Source organism: Aeromonas sp. S18(2024) (assembly GCF_041402525.1).
Lineage (GTDB): Bacteria > Pseudomonadota > Gammaproteobacteria > Enterobacterales > Aeromonadaceae > Aeromonas > Aeromonas enteropelogenes.
This window is the reverse complement of record NZ_JBGLQV010000007.1, coordinates 13,862-34,799: the sequence shown is the minus strand read 5'-3', so window position 1 is coordinate 34,799 and position 20,938 is coordinate 13,862. Positions and strand designations below refer to the sequence as shown.

At 43.5% G+C, this 20,938-nt stretch carries 18 protein-coding genes and 3 pseudogenes; 13 read left to right on the top strand and 8 right to left on the bottom strand.

Annotated features, from left to right (window positions below; genetic code table 11):
• Positions 1 to 348: 348 nt before the first annotated feature.
• Positions 349 to 806, top strand: a pseudogene (locus tag ACB034_RS13005) (transposase); the annotation flags it as partial.
• A gap of 181 nt (positions 807 to 987) precedes the next feature.
• Positions 988 to 1,353 carry a hypothetical protein gene (locus ACB034_RS13000; RefSeq protein ID WP_371172990.1) on the top strand — a complete coding sequence of 122 codons (366 nt, stop codon included), beginning with the start codon at positions 988 to 990 and terminating at the stop codon, positions 1,351 to 1,353.
• Positions 1,354 to 1,524: 171 nt separating this feature from the next.
• Here the strand turns inward: ACB034_RS13000 and ACB034_RS12995 are convergent.
• Positions 1,525 to 2,127, bottom strand: a pseudogene (locus ACB034_RS12995) (IS630 family transposase); the annotation flags it as partial.
• A 472-nt stretch (positions 2,128 to 2,599) separates the two neighbouring features.
• On the opposite strand from ACB034_RS12995, the gene ACB034_RS12990 reads away from it, so the two are divergent.
• Entirely contained in the window at positions 2,600 to 3,022 is a 423-nt protein-coding gene (locus ACB034_RS12990) for an ion channel (RefSeq protein WP_371172989.1), read from the top strand.
• A 267-nt stretch (positions 3,023 to 3,289) separates the two neighbouring features.
• Here the strand turns inward: ACB034_RS12990 and ACB034_RS12985 are convergent, their stop codons facing one another.
• From ACB034_RS12985 to ACB034_RS12975, 3 genes are all read right to left on the bottom strand, one after another.
• A complete protein-coding gene (locus tag ACB034_RS12985; protein WP_371172988.1) occupies positions 3,290 to 4,198 on the bottom strand; it encodes a helix-turn-helix domain-containing protein in 909 nt (302 codons plus the stop codon).
• 208 nt (positions 4,199 to 4,406) lie between these two features.
• Positions 4,407 to 4,691, bottom strand: a complete 285-nt coding sequence (locus ACB034_RS12980; protein WP_371172987.1) for a YgiW/YdeI family stress tolerance OB fold protein — start codon at positions 4,689 to 4,691, stop codon at positions 4,407 to 4,409.
• 285 nt (positions 4,692 to 4,976) lie between these two features.
• Positions 4,977 to 5,894, bottom strand: a complete 918-nt coding sequence (locus ACB034_RS12975; protein ID WP_371172986.1) for an IS5 family transposase — start codon at positions 5,892 to 5,894, stop codon at positions 4,977 to 4,979.
• 289 nt (positions 5,895 to 6,183) lie between these two features.
• Between ACB034_RS12975 and ACB034_RS12970 the strand changes: the two genes are divergently transcribed.
• The 6 genes and pseudogenes from ACB034_RS12970 to ACB034_RS12945 all read left to right on the top strand — a co-directional run bounded on the left by ACB034_RS12970 (position 6,184) and on the right by ACB034_RS12945 (position 12,583).
• On the top strand, positions 6,184 to 6,678 hold the full coding sequence (locus tag ACB034_RS12970; protein WP_371172985.1) for a hypothetical protein: 495 nt from the start codon (positions 6,184 to 6,186) through the stop codon (positions 6,676 to 6,678).
• A 31-nt stretch (positions 6,679 to 6,709) separates the two neighbouring features.
• Positions 6,710 to 7,816 carry an HlyD family secretion protein gene (locus ACB034_RS12965; RefSeq protein WP_371172984.1) on the top strand — a complete coding sequence of 369 codons (1,107 nt, stop codon included), beginning with the start codon at positions 6,710 to 6,712 and terminating at the stop codon, positions 7,814 to 7,816.
• Positions 7,806 to 8,825, top strand: coding sequence for a DUF2955 domain-containing protein (locus ACB034_RS12960; RefSeq protein WP_371172983.1), 1,020 nt, complete (start codon positions 7,806 to 7,808; stop codon positions 8,823 to 8,825). The genes ACB034_RS12965 and ACB034_RS12960 overlap by 11 nt, the downstream gene beginning before the upstream one ends.
• A 636-nt stretch (positions 8,826 to 9,461) precedes the next feature.
• Positions 9,462 to 10,904, top strand: coding sequence for a GGDEF domain-containing protein (locus tag ACB034_RS12955; protein ID WP_371172982.1), 1,443 nt, complete (start codon positions 9,462 to 9,464; stop codon positions 10,902 to 10,904).
• A gap of 551 nt (positions 10,905 to 11,455) precedes the next feature.
• Positions 11,456 to 11,689 (top strand): annotated as a pseudogene (locus tag ACB034_RS12950) (DUF4172 domain-containing protein); the annotation flags it as partial.
• Positions 11,690 to 11,755: 66 nt separating this feature from the next.
• Entirely contained in the window at positions 11,756 to 12,583 is an 828-nt protein-coding gene (locus ACB034_RS12945; protein ID WP_371173073.1) for a Fic family protein, read from the top strand.
• Between the two features lie 75 nt (positions 12,584 to 12,658).
• Here ACB034_RS12945 and ACB034_RS12940 read toward each other — a convergent pair whose 3' ends face one another.
• The 3 genes from ACB034_RS12940 to ACB034_RS12930 form a co-directional block, all read right to left on the bottom strand.
• Positions 12,659 to 12,919: a hypothetical protein gene (locus ACB034_RS12940; protein WP_371172981.1), complete on the bottom strand. Its 261-nt coding sequence runs from the start codon at positions 12,917 to 12,919 to the stop codon at positions 12,659 to 12,661.
• Positions 12,920 to 12,980: 61 nt separating this feature from the next.
• Complete coding sequence (locus ACB034_RS12935; protein WP_371172980.1) at positions 12,981 to 13,388, bottom strand: H-NS family nucleoid-associated regulatory protein; 408 nt, start codon at positions 13,386 to 13,388, stop codon at positions 12,981 to 12,983.
• 350 nt (positions 13,389 to 13,738) lie between these two features.
• Positions 13,739 to 14,038 (bottom strand): hypothetical protein, encoded by a 300-nt coding sequence (locus tag ACB034_RS12930; protein WP_241324500.1) that lies wholly within the window; start codon positions 14,036 to 14,038, stop codon positions 13,739 to 13,741.
• A 513-nt stretch (positions 14,039 to 14,551) separates the two neighbouring features.
• On the opposite strand from ACB034_RS12930, the gene ACB034_RS12925 reads away from it, so the two are divergent.
• A complete protein-coding gene (locus ACB034_RS12925) occupies positions 14,552 to 15,004 on the top strand; it encodes an antitoxin Xre/MbcA/ParS toxin-binding domain-containing protein (protein WP_371172979.1) in 453 nt (150 codons plus the stop codon).
• A 373-nt stretch (positions 15,005 to 15,377) separates the two neighbouring features.
• On the opposite strand, the gene ACB034_RS12920 is transcribed toward ACB034_RS12925, so the two are convergent.
• Positions 15,378 to 16,943: a diguanylate cyclase gene (locus ACB034_RS12920; RefSeq protein WP_371172978.1), complete on the bottom strand. Its 1,566-nt coding sequence runs from the start codon at positions 16,941 to 16,943 to the stop codon at positions 15,378 to 15,380.
• A gap of 837 nt (positions 16,944 to 17,780) precedes the next feature.
• Here ACB034_RS12920 and ACB034_RS12915 point away from each other — a divergent pair.
• The 3 genes from ACB034_RS12915 to ACB034_RS12905 all read left to right on the top strand — a co-directional run bounded on the left by ACB034_RS12915 (position 17,781) and on the right by ACB034_RS12905 (position 20,898).
• The gene (locus tag ACB034_RS12915; protein ID WP_227095792.1) at positions 17,781 to 18,740 is read left to right on the top strand and encodes a sensor domain-containing diguanylate cyclase; all 960 of its coding nucleotides are present in this window, start codon (positions 17,781 to 17,783) and stop codon (positions 18,738 to 18,740) included.
• A gap of 188 nt (positions 18,741 to 18,928) precedes the next feature.
• Positions 18,929 to 19,681 (top strand): hypothetical protein, encoded by a 753-nt coding sequence (locus ACB034_RS12910; RefSeq protein WP_371172977.1) that lies wholly within the window; start codon positions 18,929 to 18,931, stop codon positions 19,679 to 19,681.
• A gap of 257 nt (positions 19,682 to 19,938) precedes the next feature.
• Positions 19,939 to 20,898 (top strand): sensor domain-containing diguanylate cyclase, encoded by a 960-nt coding sequence (locus tag ACB034_RS12905; RefSeq protein WP_227095791.1) that lies wholly within the window; start codon positions 19,939 to 19,941, stop codon positions 20,896 to 20,898.
• The last annotated feature ends 40 nt before the right edge of the window (positions 20,899 to 20,938 follow it).

Sequence of the window (20,938 nt, the reverse complement as noted above, 5' to 3'; positions counted from 1 at the left end):
AACTTGATAGTTTATTTTACATGAAAAGTAGAGAGTACATCCTCAAGCCCTATTGGAGGCGTATGGGTGCCCACGTAGCGCCATTTTTTGCCCGCCAAAAGGGAGTGGTAAGCGCCCGCTACATGGATAAATCATTATTTTGCTGTTGCGCAAGGAGGTTCGGTGCCTTCATCGATTTTTTAATCTGTCTGGATTTGAACAAAAACCGGACAAAACGCACATCGACTAGTTGAACATGGCTTAACTGCCTGGTGCACCGCTTGTCCGCCTTGTGCCTGACGTCGTGCCACCCGCGAAACACGTGACTGCGATAACCATGCGTTCGGTGCCATGGCCAATACGGGATATGATGCACAGACCCATGCCATCGTTGCAACGGAGAAGTCGTTGGATAATGGTCATGATGCGGGTGCTGTTGACCTTACTCAATCGACTGCGGCACAAGATCGAGCAGGTTAGTGCCGATGGAGCCTATGACACCAAAGAGTGCCATGCCCTCCAGAAGAAGGAAAGCGCTAGGGCAACGATCCCGCCGCGAAAAAATGCCGCGTTACGGGAGGAAGTGCATTCCCGTAATGAAGCGGTGAAGACACTCAAGGCTGGCAACCTGAATGATTGGAAAGGGTCGTCTGGCTACCCCATTAGCGTTCAGAAGCCGAGACAGCGATGTATCGTTTCAAACAATTCATCAGCTCGAATTTGAGTTTGAGGAATTACAATGCTCAGGTCGGTGAAGCGCTGGCAGATGTGAAGGCGATGAAAAAATAACGGAGTTTGGTATGCCAGTCAGGCAGCAGGTGAACTGAGTAGAATAAGCCGCTTGGGGAAAGACTTCCCCATTTTTATTTAACCAATACGCCAATTTAGCTACAACTCACCAAGCTGAAAATGAAGTAATCAAGACATGTTGTCAAGGTGTTTTATATATATTTTGCAACGTTACTACGGACAGTGTCTTTAGTTTTTAATTATCTTTATGAGGTTGTTATGAAAAGTAAATTTATGCTTCCGCTAGTCGCTGCGTTATCGTTTTGTGTAATGTCTACCTCTGCATTTGCTGGTTCTGTCGATGGAAAAATCACAAAAATTAGAGCTTATGAAGAAGATAGCAAAATTCTGTTTAAGTCTCGCTTCCCAAATGTGAGTTATGGTCTTCGCAAAGGTGATATTCTTAAGGTAATGACTCGCCATGGAAAAACTCGAGCGACTGCTGATTTGGAAAAAAATGGTATTATCGTTAAAGCAGATCGTCGCGTTCGCGTCACTTTAGATCGTGTAGGTGATGGGCTTTATATTCGAGGGAATACTCTGACGATGTTTGTTTCCGAACGTGAGTTGGATAACATTCGTTAAAAGCTTACCTGCGTGCGCACAGGGCCTTAATGAAAATGTCTGCTGACATATATTCCAAGGCCCTGTTCGTATGTATTTTATTTGTGACGTTATCGTTTGAGATGACATAAATTTTGGCGTGTGATTCATAATGAATAATTTGACTGCGCTAAATAACTGTTCCCAATAGTGCTACACCTTCGCTGTGCCATAGCCATTCCCCGGGAAAGGAGACACGGTATCCATGAAGTGTTTCACTCGGGCCAGCAGGCTGGCCATTCCGCTATATTGCTGATTGCGCGTGATGGTTTCATGTAACTTGTGCCACAACTGTTCTATGTGATTGACCCAAGGGCTGTAAACTGGCTGGAATATCAGGCAGAACTTGGGATTCTTATTCAACCATCGCTCGGTTTGTTTGCTTTTGTGAATGATGTCGTTATCGAGGATCAGCGTGATGGTTTTGGCTCGTCGGTAGTGGCGACGCAGCTTTTACAGCATGGCGATAAACAGGGATGAGTTTTTCTTTATCCCACTGACGTAAAGCACTCTTCCGTTGCCTGCATGGAGAACGCCTGCCAGGTAATGTTTCGCGTTCCGTCCCGGTGTGACAACCCGCTTTTGCTGCGCTCTGAACATCCAGTCGGCCCCTAATTTGGGATTGAGGTCTATATCGACTTCATCCTCATAAAACACCGGATTATCGGCATCACAGCGGGCCAGTGCCGCGTCGATATCCACCATTTTCTCCTGATAGGCAGGGTCTTTTATCCGCAAAGTTGGCACGGGCCTACGCTAGGCAATGCCTATACTAAATAACTGATCCTAATAGTGCTACATCTTGCCGGAAGCCTTGTGGCGTAGGGAGTTTGTGCAATCTGACGGCAACGCCTGAGGTGACAAGGCTCAGCGACTATGTGTGCTCCATGTCACCTGTAGAAGCGATATGAGTGCAGTGATCTACTTAGGTAACCATCGACGGAGCATGGAGGCAGCCGCATTGAGCCATGCTAACAGATTGATTTTTGCGAATAATCAGATTTTATAAATTTGTCTGATTCATTTCCGATAAATCTACTATCTAGGACAGCTGAGTTGAGCCAAAATATCTATTTATCGATTGGTGGTTAGAAAGATAAAAAACATTACCGCCAATAAATAATTAATGTTAATTTGGCGTGCTTGTATGAATATAAATCCACATTGTATGTCAAGATGCATATACATCAGTATTTCATCTATAAAGAATTGCTAAGAGGAAGTTAACATGTTCGATGTGCTTTTGGTTGGTATGCCTATCATTTGGGGAAATATGTTGTTACAAACTAACATCAATGTTTGGAGCGTTCGTTACTATCTTCGAAAAAGTCATCAACAGGGTGGACACACAAAAGGGGCATGGCCCCTTTTTGGCGTAATCACTATCTTGATGCTTGGAAGTTTCCTACAGATCGCGCTCTGGGGTACGCTCTTTTTACTGCTGGGAGAGTTTCAATCTATCGAGGTTGCAATTTATCACTCGGGAGTCAACTTCTCGACGCTAGGCTACGGCGATTTGGTTATGAGTGAGAAATGGCGATTGTTAGGTCCTATCGAAGCGATCAATGGGGCACTGATGATCAGCCTCTCTGGTGCAACTATGTTAGCCTTACTGCATCAACAACTAAAGGGTAAATTCGAAGGCTTGTAGTGATGTGATGGACGCCCCCTCCCGGCGCGGTCAGTTTCATACTTAGGCTGACAGCGTTCAACTTGGGGGAGCACCACATGAACACGATCAAAGTAGTTGGAATCGATATTGCTAAGTCTGTTTTTCAGGTGTGTGTATGGATGGCTGATGGTGGTCGCCTCTCTCATCAGTAGGAACGTACATTCGCCACTTTGGCACTCAGATGCCGTTTTGGGGAGGGGCGACCATCCCATTAACGCCATGCAAGCATTGAACAGAAGCCATGTGTTATTTAGCGTAATCACTAATTACTGTAGTGGGCGATTCAATCGGTATGTAGTGCTCACAAGAGACTTTGGGATGCTCATCGAAAATGTTGCGCGTAAAGTGAAATAACTCGATATCATACCCCTCTCTGCGCTTGAGTTTTAGTTGAGGCAGTAAGTGTCTATATATGTCAATGTTATGCGTAGCATAATCACTAAATAGACCATAGAAGGGGCAGCAAAGGTAGCACCCGTTGGGGAGGTAGGTAGTTACGCCCTCTGCTATATCAACGACTTGGCTTGCAGGCATTATATTGCCCACAATACAGTTGACCATGATGACTCCATGTCGGGATTGGAACGTCGATGTATCGCGATCCACTTCAGAGGCTATGGCCAATCCCCCCCTGCTGTCTTGGAACCAAGCTCGCAATCGTTGTAGCTTTATTTGACCTCCAATCGAATTTGAGGCGCTGAACTTCTCTTCATACCGAGAAGTTGTGCCAACCAAGAGTGTATTCTCTAAAGTAGTAATGCTGTAAGCGATTGGCTTTCTATAGTTTACCTGAGGCAGTTGCAGGCTTGGTAAGAGGTGGAGCTGGAGTGAACGGAAGGCGAGAGGGGAACAATTGAGTTTATTTCGAAAGGAGCGGCAAAAGTTATTGTGGTTGCAAAAGTGAAGTTGGCTTGCGATTTCACTGACACTCAGTTTGGTCATGCGCAATAATACACTGGCGATGTACAGTCGCCTGTTTAGAATGTAGGACCCGATTGTTAGACCGTGTATTTGTTGGAAATGCTGTTGTATGTGCCGCTTGCTGTAGCCGATCGCAGCAGCAAGGTCATCAAGACGGGGTTGCCCTGGCAACTCCTTCTCTATCCAGTCTAGTATTTCCTGTTCATAGTCATTGATCGCTAATTTTTTGGTCATATCCGTTCCGGTATATTTCAAGATGGTTGTCGCGTAAACCGGCTTTCTGCTCTTGCTCTTGCTCTGGCCGTTCCGCGGAACCAGCATCACAGCACCGATTGGCTGCCTTTCCCTGTCCACATTGATGGATAGGCAGGAGCAGGCGGCTGATGGTGTTGGGCGCCATTGGTATTCTCACCGAGCAATGCTTCCAGCGCTCTGAGCTTGGTTACTTGACGCTAAAACCACCGAGGTTAACTGGCATTCCCCCTACTTTACTCAGCGATGACACATCGACTTTTACGTCACTCCAATCTTGGTCAACTTCCCCGCTGATACGGACTGTATCGTTGGGGGAGATCTCTTGGCCAACCCATGACTCATCATCAATCTCTACCATTATTTCGCCAGTAGAATCGCGGAACATGAAGCTATCTTCGCCTAAGCGCTTGGCTAATTTCCCCTGCAAGGTGACCCAAGACTCATCTCGCTGAGACTTCACTTGCAGACACATTATGCTCCGGACCATTGTAAGCCGCAAAACTTGGCAAGCTTAAAACAGTTAACATCGTCAACGTAGCTACAGTTATTGCCTTCATGTTACTTTTCCCTAATCAGTTTTTCTGTTTGAATAATTTCATTATTCCCACTCTCGCGTGAAACATTTGTGAAATAGCCGCAGACCGTTGAAAGCGCAGACGCCGGACGCTGGCTTTTTTCAAGGTAGTTGTCGCGTAAACTGGGGCGTTGTTTCCCAAATCCCCCATCAAGCCACAACTGCCCCAGCCCCAAGTGACCGTCACACTCGGGGCTTTCTGACAGGCAGACCAAGGGGGTTCAGTTTGTTGATTGCACCAACATACGCCATCACTTCCCCTACCTGACCGTTGTATGTTCGCAGACTGATTTTGCCCTTCATCAGCTGCTTGAACCGATACATTGCCGTTTCTGCCAGCGAGCGACGGTGATATCCCGACATCTTCTTCCAGTGCGCTAGCCCCTCCTTACGCATCACCAGCACCGCCTCATTTCTCGGATGTCCCTTTTCCCATAACCCCGCTTTCTTGCGAGGCGGGATACAAGCAGTCGCCCCTTTACGCGAGATTAGCTGATGGCTAGCTTTGCTGTCATAGGCACCATCCGCATAAACACGCCCCAGCTTGCGCCGCAGTGGATTGAGCAAGGTCGGCAACACCTGGGCATCTTGGACGTTCTCCAGCGAGACTTCCGCCGCCACGATATCGTGGCTCACCGGGTCTACCGCCAGATGCAACTTGCGCCAGACTCGCCGTTTCTCAGCACCGTGTTTTCTGACCTTCCACTCGCCTTCACCAAATACCTTCAGCCCGGTTGAGCCGATAACCAAGTCGGTAATGCGTCCCTTTGGGGGCTGTCGATAAGCGACCGTCACTGTGCGTGCTCGCTTGCTGACACTGCTGTAATAGGGGGCACAAAGCAGAACGTTCATCAACTCGAACAGGGAGTCGAGTAGTCCTTGGGTGGCCCCCAGTGTGAGGTTGAAAATCCCCTTAAGCATCAGGAAGGTACAGATAGTCTGGTCAGTGTAAAGCTGGCTACGCCCCCGCCTCCCATGATGGTCGTGGTGAAACCAGTTGTTCATGGCCTCGGCATCAACCCAGAAGGTGAGTGAGCCACGGCTAATCAGAGACTTGTTGTATGTAGGCCAGTTGGTGATGTGGTGAAGCGACGTGCCCATGATGCAGACTTGAAGAAGATGGTGGTGATCAGATCCCCAAATCCTCAGTTAGTTCCATTCAAGCTGCATCGATTTGGGAAACAACGCCATGGATCACGATTAAGAGTCCGCAAGGGTATCATTTGATGCATTAATTTGATATCTCCATGGCTTCTAGAGGCTTAAAACTATAAGATAATCAACAGTTAGCATGACCACAGCATAACGTTAAACCAGTCGGTCATGCTTATAGTAGATTGATTTATTTGAATTTATTCGTTTATCTATTGTTTTTTAAGGAATGTATGTCATGTCACAACCCAGTATCAGACCCCAAGACTCCATTGTTGCAGGCTTGATTAATGGTGTAATTAATGGGTTAATTGCATATTGGCAATTTAAAAACTTCGATACAATTCCACTTTCTGTTAACTCAATTTCAAATAATGAAATCTCGGTATGGGGAGAGGCCATATCTCTTACTTTTGGTCTAGGTATTATTTTATCTTTAATTACAGCCAAGTTATTTATTAAGCAGTTGAATAAAACACGTCAAACAGAGCAATTTAACATTAAGTCACGACTTTTTATTAATTTACTACCAGCTGCTATCATACAGTCAGCGATCCTCTTTGGCTGGTTTATCACGCTGGCAGTTATCTGGACAAAGTATATGGGGGAAGTATTCGTATCAAATACTTTAGCTGCGATGTTGGTTGGTGGATTCGCATTTATCATCACCCTATTCATTGAGTATCGCACCAAACAAAACTTGATATTTAAAAAAGTCAGCATCTTTAATTGATTCTATATCGCTAAACACAGGAACATAGAAAATGAGCGACTCTAAAGCGGTAGAACAAGCGCCGTCTATAAAAGACAAGACGGCACAAGCTCGTTCAATTACATATTTTATTTTCTTAGCTGTTTTTCTCCTTTGGGTCTATAGCTTGTGGGCAGATCGGGTCACTCCGATGACCGACCAAGGACGAGTTAATGGGGATGTCATTCGCTTAACTCCACAGGTATCGGGGCCTGTTGAAAAGATATATGTAGCCAATAACGATGTGGTGTCAAAGGGACAAATCTTGGTTACTCTTGAAAAACAACCTTTTGAACTGGAAGTGCAGGCTGCCAATCTGGCTCTACAGCAAGCAGCTCAAACTTATCATGCAGACTCAGCATCCGTTAATGTCGCCAAAGCTAATGAAGAGTCAGCTCGTGCTACTGTGAATAATGCCAAACGCCATGTCGAGCGATATAGAGCTCTGCTGAAAAAAGGTACGATTAGTCAATCAACGATGGATGATAGCCTCGCTGAATTGCAGACTGCCGAAGCCAATTTAGCTCAGACTATCTCTGCGTTGGAAAAGGCTCGTTATGAAATCGGCCCTCGAGGTGAGGAAAATCCAGAGATTCAGGCTGTTTTGAATAAGCGAAAGCAGGCTGCTTTGAATCTTGGGTATACTGAACTAAAAGCACCAGCAAACGGAGTAATAACCAATCTGATGCTAGCAAAAGGTGATTATGCCAGTGCAGGTCAACCATTGCTGACATTTATTAATACAGAACAACTCTGGCTTACTGCTATGGTGAGGGAAAACTCACTTGCACATTTAAATAAAGGCACTTCTGTTAAGATAGTATTGGATGCTTATCCTGGACAGGTTTTTACGGGTCATATTACGTCAATTGGCTTTGGTAGTAGTGGTAATGGTGGATTACAGGTCAATGCAAACACGGGCTTGCTAGACTCTCCGACAGCAAGTGCGAATGCACAGCGTTTCCCTGTGAATATTCAGTTCGATACATTACCTCCAGGAGTTAGTCCCCGTTATGGTGGTCGTGCTGTTATCGCTTTCTACCCAGGGCAGACCTATATTGGTGAGCTGTTATCTGACCTGTGGATATGGTCGTGGAGCTATATAAGTTATGTTTCATAGTCCAGTCAATGCTCTCATTAGAGTCGCCTTATTCCCCGTATTATTGCTGTTTTGGCAATATGTGTTTGGTACTGATTTGCCGTTGCTAGCACCAGCTATGTGTGCGGTATTCTTGACCACTACGCATACGCCACCACCATTGATCATGGTGTTTCTGATGGCTGGGGTTCTATTCGTCACATCTTGGCTGCAAGCGTTGTTGGGTAATTTATTGCTTGATTATCCACATGTATATTACTTGGCACTCTTAGGTGTATTTTGTTGGTGCATGGATAGGACGCGAAAAAATCCACAAGACTTGGTTGCAATCCTACTCATTGTATCCACAGCGATGATTGCTGTATTTATGAAGCAGAAAGAGGTTTCTGTAGACCAGATACCAGGAGCATTGCTTAAAAATATATTTATTGCTGGTTTTACAGCCTATTTGGCTTACTTTATTTTCCCTGGTGGAGTACCGTTAACTGGTACTTCTGCTAACGCAAGTAACAAAAAACGACCACACAAGCCTTGGCATACGTTGTTTAAGGCTTCGCTGGTGCTGGTTACATTATATATTGGCATTGTTCTTAATCTTGCACAGAGTACCATAATAGCAATCGTTGTAGCGCTTATAATTAAAGACCCAAACCCCGAGTTGGGTAATGATTATGGCATCAGACGTCTACTTACAACCTATGCAAGTTTACTTTATGCAGTTCCTACATTGTTAATGTGTGTGTTTCAGGTAAATCTGATATTGCAAATAGGCGTAAGCGTTATCTGCGCTCTATTTATGGGCATCAGTGCTGTTGAAAAGAATGCCAGTTATAACTCAATTCAATTACTATACTCTAGCTATGTGGTCTTAATATTTTATGCAATCACCTCGACCAGCATCAATGCTATTGGTGATGAGTTGGTTCGGTTTTTTTCAGTAATGATGGCAGTGTTTATTGGTGTAATGGCGTTGATTGTTATGCAGCCAAAAAGTGATGCCAATGTTTTGGCTAGAGAGTCAAATACATAAAGCAGATAAGTTTTTTGATATCAGAGAAATTATTATTGTAATAATTTAAGTTTATTTTTTTATAAAGGTTGCATCATAATAATGAAGCAACCTTTATTTTTAAATTAAAATGGAGAAATTAAAGGGGTTAATAGTTGCATCGGTTAATCCGTAATGCGGCAACTGGTCATGGTAAGCTAAAGCGGAAGACTCCTCCTTGTTAGCCCTCTTGACCCGAAGCAACAACTTGAGGGTCTTGTGGCTCTGCGGTGACAATTACTGGTGCAGTACAGATATCAAGATTATCCTTATCTAGAAGGTTATGTATGGGAAGTGCCTGCTGGTAGAAGGAAGTCGGGTGGCGATGTTGTCGGATCAAGCCGCTGGATGGTAAGGTCGGGTATCAGTTGATCTGTTGCTGGTTTGCCGAGGAAAATCGGTTCTGCTTATCGCAGGTGTAAACGCACAACAAGTTCAAAGGGGTTGTGACAGGGCGGGAGAGAGCCATGGCAGCACCAAGCAGATAGACTCGATTCAGCATAGGACAGTGGAAATTCATTTTAAATGACTAATCGCTCAAGGCCTATACAGAAATAACAGATAAACTGCTATTTTAAATAGATATCAAAACCACTTTTTAAAAGACATGGTTATTAAATGTTGAGATTGTGGAAATGGTTTATTCCAGGCATGCTGGCGGTATGTGGCTTAGTTATTGTTATCTATTCTTCATATCAATCACTTATTCGCAGCATGGATATCATTACATTAAAACAAGGGAATGTATTTGATGTTTTTTATCACCGGGCTAATATCCTTGATATTAACAGGATGGTTCGTTACGCTAATGATTATAAACACCAAGAAAACTGTAAGATTAATAGCCACAAAAATCCTGATTTAGGTTATATTTACAGCTACGATCTCAACACAAAAAAACAAGATTATAAAATCAATCTGTCATGTGGCCCGGCCAAGGTTCTTAATGGGTTTAAGTATGTTGTGTCTTACCCTGAAGTAATAAATGCATACGTCATTTTAAATGATTATAAGTTAATCGGTATTGTTGCCGATGGAAATGAAGCAATTTTGCCTAATAAGCTTCGTATGAAATCGCCAGCTCTAATAGGTATGCCATCCTGGCAGAACTATTTCGGGTGTTCAGCGTTTACTAATGATAAGAGTTTATGCAGCGATGCTGATGCTTATATTTCAGATGTTGAAATTGACGATTTTAGTGGGAAAAATATAATAACTATGTATTTTCCTTTCATAAATATTGTAGATGGAAAAATTTTTCGTTATGGATTGTTAGGGTTTGACATAGATATTGATGTGGCATTTAAGGATGTACTTAGACCATTTAACTATGCCAATCCTACGCGCACCAGTATTTCCATGCATTCGCCAGAGCCTTGTGGAACGTATGAGATTTGTGTAAATAAATTAGTTATGCACACTAAATCCAGCACTCCTGTCTATCTAAGCTGGATATATTCTGTTAATGACTTCATATGGTTTGTGTTGACTGGGATTTCTTTTCAAACATATTTATTTCTGCTGTTGTTGCTAACAACAATATGGCGAATAGTTTATCCGAGTATTCAGCGAATTGCCTATGTAGACCGTTTAACCAATCTACCTAAGCGAGATTTTCTTACTAAATCCATACTACACAAATATGACTATTTAATGATATTGGATGTTGACAACTTTAAAGCTGTTAATGACCAGTATGGTCACAATATCGGTGATAAAGTGCTTGCAAGCTTTGCAGCTAATTTAAAGCTTAACACTCGCAAAGTTGACATTGCTATACGCTGGGGAGGAGAAGAATTTATCGTGCTTTATCGAGGGATTACAGATCAAGATATGATGACCTATATTGCTGGTCGATTATTAGAAAAACCATTACATATTGATGAGTTACCTACTCCAATCACTTTTTCTGCTGGGATTGTGCGTATTCGTGACTATATGGATATTCATGAGTTAACCAAGTTAGCTGACGAATTACTTTATTACGTGAAGAAGAATGGCAAAAATAATATTGCTTACTATGATAAAGACGCAATTAATTTAATGAGTTTGGATAAGTAGATTGTATTCATATCATAAGCGTCATGTCTATGGTGCTCTACCTGATATAGGTAAGAAGTTAACGTGTGTCCTCTAATTGTTTAGGTCTAGTTGGCGTTGTTGCCCAAATCAGTCATCAAGTTATGACTTTCCCAGCCCCAAGTGACCGCTACACTCGGGGCTTTCTGACAGCGAGTGACGGTGATACCCCGATATCGTGAGTCGTGGGGTCTACTGCCAGATGCGCCCAGAAGGTGAGAAAGCCACGGTCAATCAGAGACTTGTTGTATTGAGGCCAGTTGTTGATGGGGTGAAACGACGTGCTCATGATGCAGACTTGAAAGTGATGGTGGTGATCAGATCACCGCGCCCTCAGCTAGTTCCATTCAAGCTGCATCGATTTGGGGAACAACGCCCATTAGATCCAGTATGAGATTTTCAGCCTAGATCTCCATCCTCATTACCAGCTCTGCTGGTCTGCTGCATGTGTTATATTCGGCTCAAACATTGAGCCGAATGATGGGCTGGGTCGGCTCATTATTGATGACCCTAGCACGTTGGATGAGGAAATAATGGAACCATTTTGGATTTGGCAACAAGCCGACTGGCCCCATTTTCGTTGGCAGGATAGCGAGATATTGCCCAGATTACGGCATGCTCAACGCAGGCTGGGAATGCTAATAGGTAGTCATTCCAGATTGGGGAACTCCGACCAAACGTTGGATACGTTACTGGCTAACATCATCTCCTCATCCGCTATTGAGGGTGAGCGTCTCAATGCCCAATCCGTGCGTTCCTCCTTGACTAGGCGGTTAGGGGGATCAGAAACTCCGTCCTATCCCGTGTCAGATCGCTCAGAGGGGCTCGCGGCCATGATGTTGGATGCCATCGACAACCATGAACAACAGTTGACGATTGAGAGGCTTTACCAATGGCATCGTTGGCTGTTCCCTGCCAACGAATGGTCGGTGCAGCCAGTGAATGTAGGACAGTTGCGAGGAGATGAGCCGATGCAGGTTGTCTCTGGACGTGTTGATCGCCCCACTGTGCATTTTGAGGCACCGCCCAGAGCAACTCTGGACGATCAACTGGCCGAGTTCATGCTCTGGTTTAACCAGACTCGACATGACCCCACGATGGATCCCCTTCTTCGTGCGGCAATCATCCATTTCTGGTTCGTGACCCTGCATCCCGTTGATGATGGTAATGGGCGGCTCACGCGGGCACTGACCGATCTCGCGCTGTCACAGGCTGACAGCCACAGCATCCGACTGTATGCCATGTCAGTTGCCATTCTAGAGCTGCGGGGTGACTACTATCGAGCGCTTGAGTCAGCGCAGAGGGGCTCGCTAGATATTACTTCCTGGATCTGTTGGTTCCTCGACACACTGGATTACTCCATAGAGCTGGCATTACAGGTTATTGATCGTTCTCTCGCCAAGACATTTTTCTGGTTGTGGCACTGTAATGACGATCTGAGTCCAGAGCAAACCAAAGTGCTGAATCGTTTACTGGATGGCGGCGAACAGGGTTTTGAAAATGGCATCAACGCCAGTCAATATCAAAAAGTCGCCGGAGTCAGCAAGGCGACTGCCACACGCCATCTGGCTGAACTGGTGGAGAGGGGATGCATTGAGAAATTACCTGGTGGCGGACGCAATACACGCTATCAGATCTGCTTACACACCGAGGGAGTTTGAAAAAACATCGCCATGGGGCGTTAATTTTATTTGGTAGATAAAATCTGCGATTAACGTACCAATGATGATCTTTAGTTAAATATTGACACCATGATGAGTTCCGTCAGGCATATGAACAAATAAACTCAACCGGCAGTCATGGCTCTCAACTGATTTTTTGAGCGACAACAAACTATCGAGAACATCGGGATCTATTGCAGAAACATCACCCGTCCCGAGATTTGAAAGCAGTTTGGTCACACTGAGACGTACCAGTTGCTCTTCGGCCAGCGCCTTGGCTCTCTGGACAACCTCGGGTGATTCGGATGAAATCATATCCTCCAATGTCCTCCCCATACGGTGCTCCTACTACAGATAGAATTAAAGGCCCACGCCGAGCAGGCATGGGCTCTGTGCATTAGATCAAGAAGTCATCCAGTGATTTGCCAGCCGCTACAGCTTCTGCGATGGCCTTAGGCATGCGACCTTGGCCAGTCCAGGTCTTCTCCTGACCATCCTCGGTGTAGCGATACTTTGCAGGACGAGGAGCGCGCTTGGCTTTGACTGAACCCTCGGATTTCGCCGGAGCGGCAGTGCCAACCAGCTCACTCGGATCGATGCCTGCGTCTCTCAGCATCTCGGTAAACTCAGCCAGCTTTTGCAGGCGCTCGGCAGATTCGGCTTTGATTTTGTTTTCTTGCTGCTCACGCTCAGCAAAAACCTCATCCAATTTCTCTTTAACTTCGACCAACTGCTCAAATGACAACTCACGCAACGCAGCTCGCAGACTACGAATATTCATCAGTGTTTTCAAAAAATCGTTCATTTTTATCCTCATGTATCACATTTTTATATCAGGAAAATTATCTCTCAATCCCAGCATCAGCTCCACTGTTTTTGGCACCAAGATGATTCGAAAAAGCATCATTTAAAATTCGTGAGCTAAATTGCGTTTGGATCTACTTATTGGCCTAGCTCCAATCTGCTATGAAACTATGTAGCTAAAAATTAAATCCAAGTGGTAGTGAGCGTTGAGACAACCTCACCAGATGAGCCGATGAAGGATCTTGTTCGGCTCACGAAATGAGCCGATTGAAAAATATCATTGGCTCACAGAATGAGTCGATGATAAGAGATTTTTATCTCCACACAAACTAGAGTATGGGAGCATATTACTCATATTATTTCCCTATTAGAATAATCACGCCCAAATGTGTCTGGGTTTGCGGCCTCATAGTCATCGTCACACATATGATCTCCACGATGCATCTCCCTCACTGTTGCGAGTGTACCGAAAAAACACATTTCACAAAGATGCACCTGATAACGCTCACCATCGTGACGGGAACCATAGCCAAAATCCGCCGATAACGAGCCGTATTGGTTGGTTCCAAAATTCGTTTTTGTACTACGACCACAGACATCACAGAGAATGTCAACGACCTGTTCTGTTGGCACAATTTCTTTTACGAGCATGCTAAGCTCCTAATCAGATGAGAATAGGAGTTATCATACGCGGACTGACTATATATGGTGCAACCTGTTTTTGGTTACTTTTTGGTATCCATGCGAATAAGGGTTTTCACCTCAACAACAGTGGCTCCGATAGGAACACATATCGAACTCAATAACTCGCCATTTTCAGTCCTGGTAACCTCGGGATCCCCCTTATACCAACACCATTCTCGGCCAGTTTTTGTGTCGGCTGCCTCTAAGATGCCACAACGATAATCAAAATTGATGGTCACTGAATGTTCTCTCGGCTAGCTTGGTTATAGCATAGTAAATATATGAGAATTCAAGTCTCATAAAGACCCCAGATAGAATTATGCCCAGAGATTCACGAAAAAGTTGGTATTGCCCGAATGGGGCGCTTCAACCTCTGTATCCTGTGCCTCATCCAACAAAGTCCTCAGACCCATCGCCATCGCCACATGGAACAGATAGGATAAGGTAATCTTGTATCGTAGGTTCAGGGGAGATTTCATCATGTCCTATGCGAGTTATCATCCAGGTAAGGCTACGGCCTCTACTAAGACAATATTTGACTCTCTTGGCATACCGAGTGACCCGTTGGGGGCACATCTATGGATCGTGGCTGGCGTAGCTCCTGGCAGCATTCATCGACTGGCTGAATTGATGAGTGCAGACATAGGTTTGATATGCCGCTTAGCAGGCATGAACCGGAGTACTGTTGCTCACAAGCTTAGGATTGGAGCTCTTCTATCAACCGCTCAGGGCGCCAGGGTATACGGCGTTGTGCAGGCCCTCGATGCGGCACTATCCCTCAACAAGAACGATACTGCCAAGGCGTTGTCATGGCTAAACAGACCAGCCTGGAGCCTCGGTGGCGTGGCTCCAGCCACATTGCTGAATACACCGATGGGGGTTCAGGCTGTTGTGAATTTGGTGGGACGGATTCAGCATGGGGTGTGCAACTAAATCGAGGGTTCTGATAGGCGAACCCCCACGGAATGCTTAAAAAAACAATCAACTCCATCATTTTTTGAAATTTATTTCATTTACCCCACTTGAAAAATTCGGAAAACTGTCCATTTACTAATTATGAGAGCTTCAATTAAATTTAAGCAGCTCACCATTATTCCGCTGCTACGCAGCGAAGATAAACCAGTTTTGTACACCCACGGCTATTATTTCATCAATAAACACTCATAATTGAAGGTCATAACAATCTAATAACGAATTCTATCGAAGGAGATACCCTTACAATAACTGGTTAAATTAGTGCCTAAGGCACTGAATAGTAAAACTTCAATTTATTTCTTGCATATATATCAATCATATGGGATTCACGCTACATGGTGTCATGAACAGTAGTTATTGATATGCACTCGTAAATTCGATTCTTACCATCGCGTTTAGCGTTGTAAACCTGAATGTCAGCTGCATTTATAAGCTCTTTTGCACTAATATGTTTTTTACTAACAGCAACCCCACCACTGAGTGTTACTCGAAGAGCATCTTCACGCCAGTCCAGATGCTCAACACCATGCCTTAATGCCTCCAGTAAAGATATCGCTAAGTTCCCTGAGCCCACTTCAAACAATACAGCTAATTCTTCTCCACCATATCGACAGAACCAGCCATGCTCATAAAAAATTGAATTGCCAAGTTTCGCTACTCTTTTTAATACAGAGTCACCAGTTTGGTGTCCGAACGTATCGTTCACTTTTTTAAAGTCATCTAAATCTAACAGCGCTAAATAAAATGGCTCTTGCTTTTTTAACAGCTGAGAAAGCTTTATGTCAAAAAATCTACGGTTGTATAAACCTGTCAGTTGGTCAACATTAGCCTGTAAGCGAGCCTCTGATAATTCATGTGTCGATTTTGCCACTTCCTCATACACATGTGATAACTCAACCATTCTATTTTTGGGTGTTTTCAATGAGCTATTACGACTTGACCTAATAACACCATAAAGCTCATTGAGCATACGTTGAAAATAACGAGACCATGATAGCGCGAGCAATAGATAAAGGATGCAGGTTAGTGCGATGATCCCTTGAACATTAAGTGATACACTTTCAATGACACCTTGTAAGGTAGATTCTGGAACAACACTAACCAAGATCCAGTCTTGACCATCGACTTTATTATATGCCACAAACATCCCAGATTCTTTATCATGGAATACGCCTTTGTCTTTTGTGAACTTCGAAAGCCAAGTCATATCTTTCATGGGCGTAAACATTAGCTCTTTATCTGGATGAACTAACATCTTACCAGCCCCATTCACCAACATCTGATACCCAGCATCTTGCTTATAATTAAGCCACTTTGATATGGGTTGAAGTAATGTATCAATTGAAAAAACACCAACTAACTTCCCTGTCGGATCTTCAATTGTTTTAGCTAATGAGAGGGATAGCGTTCCGTAAATGTAGTCGTAATATGGTTCAGTCCAAACCATCTTGCCTTTATCTTTAACGGCAAGTTGATACCATGGCCTTATGCGTGGGTTAAAATTTGAGTCTGGTTGCCATTCAGGATGAACAAGCAATTGTCGATGCTCTGTGCCAACATAGATGTATTGTAGCCCAGCAGTTTCCTGATAACGCCGCCAGTCCTTTAAGTATTCAGACTGATGTTTGATCTTGTTATCTATAAAGTCTTTATAATCAACATTGCGATAGATAAGCTCAAACTGTGTTGTGAGGGTATCAATATATGGCTTAATCAAAACATTATGAAGTTGATCATTCTTGGATACTAACTGTTGCTGTAAATCACGTTGCAGAGTGACGGTCATATGATAGTAATAAATGGCCCCGAGAATTAATATGGGGACGAAAAGCAGAACTAACCCAAGACTCATGCGGGAAATCAATGACCATGTTTTCCACTGGGTTTTATCACTCATTACACCGACATCCTGTCTGAAAAAATCTGATGGGCTAACCATACCAGAAAGCTTTAAATGAGCCCATCATTGTGATCACCCTCCTCGAACCTGAACGAGCCCCCTCAGGACGACTTGCTCGATAACTACTTACTACCGTTCATACAATCTGAACGTTAAGGTTTGTCTACGATGAAGACGATGGCCTGAGCTTTAAAACCATAAGTGTCTGAATATATTATATTTTCAATGGTATGTGTCACACTGCATCAAATTTATAGTAACAATAGCCAAAGCCCCGAACACATCTACAGAGACACCTTCAGGCACAGTGTTCAGATCTAATCGCCTGGCCTCCCCAAACAACCTAGTGGTGTGCTGTTCGAGAATCTCATCCAGCTCTAAAGATGAGATGGATCTTCTCCAGCGAGGGTGAGCCTTAAAGTCCTCTATAACGCAGTGTTGCAAGCATAAATGTGGGACTTCGACCCACCCGCCTGAGTCAACGGAGGTATGTACCTTGGCTTGAAAAATGACTCTGACCATCGTGAAACATCCAGATGCAAAAACTGGGAGACTTGATGATATGAGGTTAGTTCATTAATGACAAACAAGTTAACTGCGGAATGGCTTTTTGCTAGGATGGTCGAATAAAACTAGGGGGATTCTAGGCGAGCTCTTGTTTGTCGAGCGAGCGACAACCACGCTACCAAGAGTGCAAACACTGCTCCTGTCATCAAAGATGAGATTGCTCGAAATCATAGGTCTACCTACTGTAATATACTGTCAGTACATCAGATCTACAGATGCACAGTATATGTTGGCAGCGTACAGTGCCCACACAACAAGGAGATGTTGATGCAAAGCCCTGTAGTACCGGATAACGAACGGCTTCGCTTAGACGCATTGCGCCGTTTAGCGATACTTGATAGCCCCGCAGAGGAGCGTTTTGACCGGATTACCAGGATGGCTCGCAACATGTTTGATGTGCCCATCGCATTGGTTTCATTGGTGGATGAAAACAGACAGTGGTTCAAGTCATGTTGTGGGTTGCCGGTATTGGAGACACCGCGAGACATTTCTTTTTGTGGTCATGCAATTCTCGGTGAAGAACTGTTTGTAGTTGAAGACGCGGCCCAAGATCCACGATTTTCTGACAACCCCTTAGTCACGGGGGAACCACACATTCGCTTCTATGCAGGCCATCCACTAGAAGTTGGGAACGGTTTGAAGCTGGGTACATTGTGCATCATAGACTCTAAACCCAGGGGTTTTAGCCCACGAGACCAAGCGCTGTTAGCTGATTTGGCATCCATGGTTGAGAGTGAGTTACAAGCCGTTCAGAGAGCAACCATAGATGAATTGACGGGGATAACTAACCGTAGAGGATTCATGCTGCTCGCCGAAAAAAGTTTGAAATATGCATTTCGTGTAAAACACCCAGCGGCCTTACTTTTTTTAGATCTAAATCACTTCAAACTAATTAACGATAAGTTTGGTCATGACATTGGCGATGACGCGTTGCGACATATGGCCGAGTTGTTATGCCGAGTATTCCGCGATGCTGATATATTCGCTCGCCTTGGTGGGGATGAATTCGTTGTCCTTTTACCTGGCACTGGTAGTGAACATTGTCAGAGAATTAAAGAGAGACTGAATTATGCAATAAGTGACTTTAATGATCATAGTGGTAAACCATACCAACTGTCATGCTCCTTAGGAATTGTTATTTACGATGCTAGTATTCCACCTGATTTAGATCAACTACTCCGGCAAGCAGATGAGGAGATGTATGTATGCAAAGGGCAGCGTTCATAATAGGCATCGATTCATTCTATGTCGTTCGGCGTTGTAACTCTAGATACAGGGCGTGCGAGTAATCTTTAAAGTTAAATATGTAAATATTACAAAGCAATCCAGTAGTCATCATATATTTTTCATTTAAAAATGAAGAAAGTTTAATTTTGAGCTATATTGAGCGTATGATATGTCAATGTGAGATCTATATGTTTTCACAAAACATTATAAAAAACATATTTTATATTTTTTTCATTATATTCTCGCTAGGTGTAAGTGCTGTTGAAAACACTATAGTTTTGGTGAGTTCAGATGACACCTTCAAATCAAGGTATGGATGTTGGCTTCATAATATTTACAGCGAGGCATTCTCCAGACTAGGATATAAACTAATTTATCGTGGCGTTCCTGGTGGACGAGCCCCAATTCTGGCTGAGAATGGAAGTGTCGATGGAGAGATACATCGACCATTAGAATATCAGCAACAAACAAAAAATATGATTAGAGTGAACGAGTCACATTTTTATGTGACTATCGAGGCATATGTATATGATAAAAAGTTAGAATTTAATTCTTGGGATGACTTAAACAAAGATGGTTTAAAGATTGAGTTTAGAAGAGGTTCTAAGCGCGCAGGAGAGGTTCTCTCAAAGTTGATTAAACCATCTTTACTTACTGATGTGAATACGACAGAACAGGGATTGAAAAAACTGATAAAAGGGCGTACAGATATATTTATTGAGCAAACCCTTGTATTTGATAAAAACAAAAAAGACCTACTTGAAAGCTCACCAGAGTACGAAAAAATACATTCGGCTGGCGTTGTAGATAAATTAGAAGGCTATGCCTATCTTAATAATAGGCATTTTACGCTAGCACAAAGATTAGCCTCTACGCTAAACATGATGAAAGTGGAAAATAAGATTGAACAGTTGAAAGATAAATATTGCTACCATGATTAACTAGAAATATTTTTTGCCGCGCATTGTAATATCATCCTCCATGGTCTCCCCTTAGCCGCAAGGCTTCCATTGAGGCCGCTCATGATGTGATGCTGGCTTGGTCTCCTGTCGAGTTGAATCCCATGCGAGAAGCTAATGTGTTAACGATCACACTACAACTAAAATCCATCATATGTAATGCTACATTCCATTCTGTTGCATCTCAAAGAATGCCATACTATTTGCGTTTAAAACCGATATGAAAAAAGGAAGCAAGGATGCAACCTCTTCATGAAACCTCAGATCCCGACTTTCTACGCCTAGATGCGTTACGCCGTCTTCAAGCACTTGATTCCCCTACAGAGGAACGTTTCATTCGTATAACAAGGATGGCTCGTAATATTTTTGACGTGCCTATTGCCCTAATATCCTTTGAAGATAATGAGCATGGATGGGCTAAACCTTGTTATGGTCTAAACATGCATGAACCACTTCCGAATATCTCCTTTTGTAAAAAAGGGTTTCTCACAAAGAGCATGCTTGTTATAGAGGATACAACTCAAGATCCCCTATATGCTGAGAATCCGATGGTTATTGGGGAGCCATATATTCGCTTCTATGCTGGACACTCATTAGTCATAACGAATGGACTGCACATTGGTTCCTTGTGCATTATAGATCGGAAGCCAAGGGTTTTTGGTGACAAAGAGAGACTTTTATTTACTGACTTAGCATCTACAGTTGAGAGCGAGTTACGTGCTGTACAAATGGCTACAATAGATGAACTTACAGGGATCACTAATAGACGAGGGTTTATTCTTTTAGCTGAGAAATATTTGCAGCATGCATTTAGAACAAAGAGAAGTCTTTCATTATTGTTTATCGATTTGAATAATTTTAAATCGATAAACGATCGCTTTGGTCATGATGTGGGAGATGATGCATTGTGCCAAGCTGCCAGACTAATAAATATGGTTTTTAGAAACTCTGATATTTGTGCAAGATTAGGTGGTGATGAATATGTAGTTTTAGTTCCTGAGACAAGCAATGAGTATTTACAATATATGCGTAGTAGGATAAATATCTCATTTGATGAATTCAACTTACACAGCGGAAAAGCCTACACCCTATCTTGCTCAGTAGGTATAGTGAGCTATAATCCCACGACTCCACCAGATCTAAACATGTTACTTCGATTAGCAGATGACGAAATGTATCGTTGCAAGCAAGATGGATAAATTAGATGCTAGCCATGGGTAAATTAATTATGTGATCTCA